6 protein-coding genes are annotated in these 5,320 nt (G+C 72.4%); all 6 read right to left on the minus strand.

Features of this window, described 5'->3' with window-relative positions:
- Nucleotides 1-275: 275 nt before the first annotated feature.
- Entirely contained in the window at nt 276-1,484 is a 1,209-nt protein-coding gene (coaBC, locus tag RND61_RS32200) for a bifunctional phosphopantothenoylcysteine decarboxylase/phosphopantothenate--cysteine ligase CoaBC (protein WP_315881717.1), read from the minus strand.
- Between the two features lie 147 nt (nt 1,485-1,631).
- Entirely contained in the window at nt 1,632-1,904 is a 273-nt protein-coding gene (rpoZ, locus tag RND61_RS32205) for a DNA-directed RNA polymerase subunit omega (RefSeq protein WP_003982715.1), read from the minus strand.
- A 32-nt stretch (nt 1,905-1,936) separates the two neighbouring features.
- Nucleotides 1,937-2,530 carry a guanylate kinase gene (gene gmk / locus RND61_RS32210; protein ID WP_315881718.1) on the minus strand — a complete coding sequence of 198 codons (594 nt, stop codon included), beginning with the start codon at nt 2,528-2,530 and terminating at the stop codon, nt 1,937-1,939.
- Between the two features lie 51 nt (nt 2,531-2,581).
- A complete protein-coding gene (locus tag RND61_RS32215) occupies nt 2,582-2,905 on the minus strand; it encodes an integration host factor (RefSeq protein WP_010470436.1) in 324 nt (107 codons plus the stop codon).
- A 331-nt stretch (nt 2,906-3,236) separates the two neighbouring features.
- Complete coding sequence (gene pyrF, locus RND61_RS32220) at nt 3,237-4,076, minus strand: orotidine-5'-phosphate decarboxylase (RefSeq protein ID WP_315881719.1); 840 nt, start codon at nt 4,074-4,076, stop codon at nt 3,237-3,239.
- Nucleotides 4,073-5,182, minus strand: coding sequence for a quinone-dependent dihydroorotate dehydrogenase (locus tag RND61_RS32225; RefSeq protein ID WP_315881720.1), 1,110 nt, complete (start codon nt 5,180-5,182; stop codon nt 4,073-4,075). The genes pyrF and RND61_RS32225 overlap by 4 nt, the downstream gene beginning before the upstream one ends.
- Between the last annotated feature and the right edge of the window lie 138 nt (nt 5,183-5,320).

Consider the following 5,320-nt stretch of genomic DNA (forward strand, 5'->3'; position numbering starts at 1 on the left):
GGACTCCGAGGTGAAGAGACGACGGGACACAACGCTCCCTGGGTTTGCAGCGGCTGCTGGCTGATCGTTGGTGGACCGGCAGGGGGCTGCGCCCCGCGTCGTTCCGCGAACAGTTTATCGGGCACTCTCGGGCGTGGGGCCAGGCGTCTCGCACAGCGGGAGGCTGATTGGCCACATCGGCCCCACCACCGACGGCAAGATCACCTTTTTGTACGGGGGGAGTTGCCCGGCTTGCGGGGGTGGGCCGACTGTGAGGGGAATCACGGGATTCACCCTCATGGCAGACGCGGCACCACCAGGTCCCACACGGTGTCCGCGAGGGCCTCCTTCGGGCCGTACGGGACGGGGGTCTCGGTGCCGTCGGAGCCGAGGACGACGGCCTCGTTCTCTTCGGAGCCGAAGGTCTTGCGCTCCCCCACCTCGTTGACGACGAGCAGGTCGCAGCCCTTGCGGCGGAGCTTGTCGCGGCCGTTCGCGAGGACGTCGTCGGTCTCGGCGGCGAAGCCGACGACGACCTGGCCGGGGCGGGCGCGGTCGGCGGAGAGCTCCGCGAGGACGTCCGGGTTGCGGACGAGGACGACGGGCGCGGGCTCCTCCCCCTCCCGCTTCTTGATCTTGCCTTCGGCGTACGCGGCGGGGCGGAAGTCCGCCACGGCCGCGGCCATGACGACGGCGTCGGCGTCGGCGGCGGCCTTCAGGACGGCTTCGCGCAGCTGGACGGCCGTGCCGACGTGGACGACGTCGACCCCGGCCGGGTCGGGCATGCCGGTGTTGGCCTCGACGAGCGTGACGCGGGCGCCGCGCGCGGCGGCGGTGCGGGCGAGGGCGTAGCCCTGCTTGCCGGAGGAGCGGTTCCCCAGGTAGCGGACGGGGTCGAGCGGCTCGCGGGTGCCGCCGGCGCTGACCACGACGTGGCGGCCCGCGAGGTCGGGCGCGGCGGCGCCGCGGGCGAGGACCCGGCGGCAGACCTCGAAGATCTCGGCGGGATCGGGGAGCCGGCCCTTGCCCGTGTCGACGCCGGTGAGGCGGCCGACGGCGGGCTCGATGACCACGGCGCCGCGGCGGCGCAGCGTGGCGACGTTCTCCTGGGTGGCCGGGTGCTCCCACATCTCGGTGTGCATGGCGGGGGCGAAGACGACCGGGCAGCGGGCGGTGAGCAGCGTGTTGGTGAGGAGGTCGTCGGCGAGGCCGTGGGCGGCCTTGGCGAGCATGTCGGCGGTGCAGGGGGCGACGACGACGAGGTCGGCGGTCTGTCCGATGCGGACGTGCGGGACCTCGTGGACGTCGTCCCAGACCTGGTCGGAGACCGGGTTGCCGGAGAGCGCGGACCAGGTCGCGGCGCCGACGAAGTGGAGGGCCGACGCGGTCGGGACGACCCGTACGTCATGGCCCGACTCGGTCAGCCGACGCAGCAGTTCGCACGCCTTGTAGGCGGCGATGCCGCCGCTGACTCCGAGGACGACCTTGGGCTTGGACTCGGGCACTGCGCCTCCCGCTCTGAGGGTTGGTACGGCGTCCCGGATTCCGGGACCGCGCGCCTTCCGGGCCGGACGCTCACCGGGCCCCGCGGCTTCCAGGACACACCGCAGGCCCGGCGGACGCCCGCCGGGCCTGGTGATGACGGGGAGCGCTTACTGCGCCGGGCCCTCGACGGCCTCGGAGGTCAGCAGGCCCGCGTTGATCTCCCGCAGGGCGATCGAGAGGGGCTTCTCGTGGACGTGGGTGTCCACCAGCGGACCGACGTACTCGAGCAGGCCCTCACCGAGCTGCGAGTAGTACGCGTTGATCTGCCGCGCGCGCTTGGCCGCGTAGATCACGAGGCTGTACTTCGAGTCCGTGGCCTCGAGCAGCTCGTCGATCGGCGGGTTGATGATGCCCTCGGGCGCGGTGATGGAAGAGGACACGCTCTACCTTCCGAAAAAGTGGACAAAGAGAATCAGACAACGTCCATCAAGGCTAGCAGCTCACGCGCCACGTCCTCGACGGAGGTGTTGACCAGGGTGGCGTCGAACTCGGACTCGGCCGCGAGCTCCACCTTGGCCGCCGCCAGGCGCCGCTCGATGACCTCGGGCGACTCGGTGCCGCGCCCGGTGAGGCGGCGGACCAGCTCGTCCCAGCTCGGCGGGGCGAGGAAGACCAGCTGGGCGTCGGGCATGGACTCGCGGACCAGGCGGGCGCCCTGGAGGTCGATCTCCAGGAGGACGGGCTCGCCGGCCTCCAGCCGGTCCTGGACGGCCCGGCGCGGCGTGCCGTAGCGGTTGCCGGCGAACTCGGCCCACTCCAGCAGCTCGCCGTTGGCGATGAGCTTGTCGAACTCGTCGTCCGTGACGAAGTAGTACTGCACGCCGTCCTGCTCGCCGGGGCGCGGCTTGCGGGTCGTGGCCGACACCGAGAGCCAGACCTCCGGGTGGACCTTGCGCATATGGGCGACGACCGTGCTCTTGCCGACCCCGGAGGGGCCGGAGAGCACGGTCAGCCGCGGACGTACGTCCGGGGGCTCGGGGGTCGTCCCCCGGGATGTTGCAGCCATGGGGCGATTATTCCAGCTTCCGGGAGTGCCCTGGACGCCAGGTATCGGCCGTCAGGCCTTGGAGCCGCCGAACTCGCGCTCCAGGGAGGCGATCTGGTTGGAGCCGAGTCCGCGGACGCGGCGGCTCTCGGAGATGCCCAGCCGCTCCATGATCTGCTTGGCGCGGACCTTGCCCACGCCCGGCAGGGACTCCAGGAGGGCGGAGACCTTCATCTTGCCGATGACGTCGTTCTCCTGGCCCTGCTTGATGACCTCGTGGAGCGAGGCGCCGGAGTGCTTGAGTCGATTCTTGACCTCGGCCCGCTCCCGGCGAGCCGCGGCGGCCTTTTCGAGCGCGGCTGCGCGCTGTTCAGGGGTAAGGGGCGGAAGAGCCACGCCTACGTCACCTCGGATGTCGAACTGTCGGATACGGACCGGTGAGGAACCTAGTCGGCCCACACCAAGGGAGCAACGAGCAACGCAGTGACCGCTGCGAACGCTGACTCTCGTCGGAGACTAGCGGCCGAGGCCGCCAGAGTCAGCGAGAACAGCGGAAAAGTCCTGGTCAGCATCGATCCTGCCAGACAAACAAGACATAACGCCCTCGTTTGGGGCCCGATTCCGTCAACAACCGTCACGGGCCGTTCCGCGGACGACACGCCGGAGCGGGGCCGGGCGCCCGCCGACGGGGCGGGCGCCCGTGAGGTACGTCACAGTCACCGCGGGCTCAGCCGCCGACGGCGGCCCGTACCTCGTCCGCGTACCGCTCCGCCGCGCCCCGCAGGGCCGCCGCGTCCGGGCCGTGCCGCAGGACGCCGCGGCTGACGTTCGGGACGACGTTGCGCACGGCGGCGCCGAAGACCGCCGGGAGGTCGGCCGGGGTGGCGCCCTGCGCGCCGATGCCCGGCGCCAGGAGGGGGCCGTTGACGTCGAGGTCGAAGGAGGACAGGTCGCCGAGGGTGGCACCGACCACCGCGCCGAAGGAGCCCATGGGGGTCTCCCCCGCGTTCTCCTCGGCGAGGTGCGCCAGCACGGTCGCCCCGACGGTCCGCCCGTCCGCGCGCACGGCCCGCTGGACCTCGGCGCCCTCCGGGTTGGAGGTCAGGGCGAGGACGAACAGGCCGGCGCCGCTCTCGCGCGCGAGGTCGACGGCCGGCTTCAGCGAGCCGTAGCCCAGGTACGGGGAGACGGTCAGCGCGTCCGAGAACAGGGGCGCGTCCTTCCGCAGGAACGTCTCGGCGTACGCGGCCATGGTGGAGCCGATGTCGCCGCGCTTGGCGTCCATGACGACGAGGGCGCCGGCGTCCCGCAGATCGGCGACGGCCCTCTCCAGGACCGCGACGCCGCGTGAGCCGAACCGCTCGAAGAAGGCGCTCTGCGGCTTGAAGACGGCGACGGTGCCGGCCAGCGCGTCCACGACGGTGCGGGTGAAGGTCTCCAGGCCGCCGACGTCGTCCGCGAGGCCCCAGGCGGAGAGCAGGGAGGCGTGCGGGTCGATGCCGACGCAGAGCGGGCCGCGCGCGTCCATCGCCTCGCGGAGGCGGGCGCCGAAGGGTACGGGGGTCACTGGGCGGCCTTTCGGGTGTCCGCGCCGACGGCGTCGGCGAGGGTGGCGTACGGGGATGCCTTGAGCCGGGCCGCGAGGCCCTTGTGGACGGCGCGGGCGTAGAAGGGGCCCTCGTAGATGAAGGCGCTGTAGCCCTGGACGAGGGTGGCGCCGGCGAGGATGCGCTGCCAGGCGTCCTCGGCGTTCTCGATGCCGCCGACGCCGACGAGGACGAGCCGGTCGCCCACGCGCGCGTAGAGGCGGCGCAGGACCTCCAGGGACCGCTCCTTGAGCGGGGCGCCGGACAGGCCGCCGGTCTCCGCGACGAGCGCCGGGTCGGACACGAGACCGAGGCCGTCGCGGGCGATGGTCGTGTTGGTGGCGATGATCCCGTCCAGGCCCAGTTCCACGGCGAGGTCGGCGACGGCGTCGACGTCCTCGTCGGCCAGGTCGGGGGCGATCTTCACCAGGAGCGGGACGCGGCGGCCGGCGACCGCGCGGTCGGCGGCCTCCCGGACGGCGGTGAGCAGCGGGCGGAGCGCCTCCGTGGCCTGGAGGTCGCGCAGACCGGGCGTGTTGGGCGAGGAGACGTTGACGACGAGGTAGTCGGCGTGGCGGGCCAGGCGCTCGGTGGACTTCACGTAGTCCGCGACGGCCTCGGCCTCGGGGACGGCCTTGGTCTTGCCGATGTTGACGCCGACGACCGTCTTGAAGACCGGCACGCGTGCGCGCAGCCGGCGCGCGACGGCGGCGGAGCCCTCGTTGTTGAAGCCCATGCGGTTGATCAGGGCGCGGTCCGGCACGAGGCGGAAGAGGCGCTTCTTGGGGTTGCCGGGCTGCGGCTCGCCGGTGACCGTGCCGATCTCGACGTGGTCGAAGCCGAGCATCGCCATGCCGTCGATCGCGACGGCGTTCTTGTCGAAGCCCGCGGCGAGGCCGAAGGGGCCGTGCATGCGCAGGCCGAGGGCCTCGGTGCGCAGCTCCCTGTGGCGGGGTGCCAGGACGGCGGCGGCGAAGGTGCGCAGCACGGGGACGGCGGCCAGGAGCCGGATCCAGCGGACGGCCAGGTGGTGGGCGCGCTCCGGGTCCATCCGCTTGAAGACGAGGCGGAAGAAGAGTTCGTACATCTCGGTGGGTGTCCTCATGAGGAGGGGGACACCGTGGTGACGGTGTCCCCCTCGTGGGCTGCTAGTCGCGGGCCGCGATCAGGCGTTCGGCGTGTTCCTGGAGGGAGCGGACGCCGACCCCTCCGTGGTTGAGGGCGT

It is taken from the genome of Streptomyces tamarix (genome assembly GCF_032423885.1).
Classification (GTDB): domain Bacteria; phylum Actinomycetota; class Actinomycetes; order Streptomycetales; family Streptomycetaceae; genus Streptomyces; species Streptomyces tamarix.

What these genes read in the sequence shown, in the direction of transcription:
- gmk (WP_315881718.1), bottom strand. Translation starts at nt 2,530, where the DNA reads ATGGCTGCAACATCCCGGGGGACGACCCCCGAGCCCCCGGACGTACGT.
- RND61_RS32225 (WP_315881720.1), bottom strand. Translation starts at nt 5,182, where the DNA reads ATGTACGAACTCTTCTTCCGCCTCGTCTTCAAGCGGATGGACCCGGAG.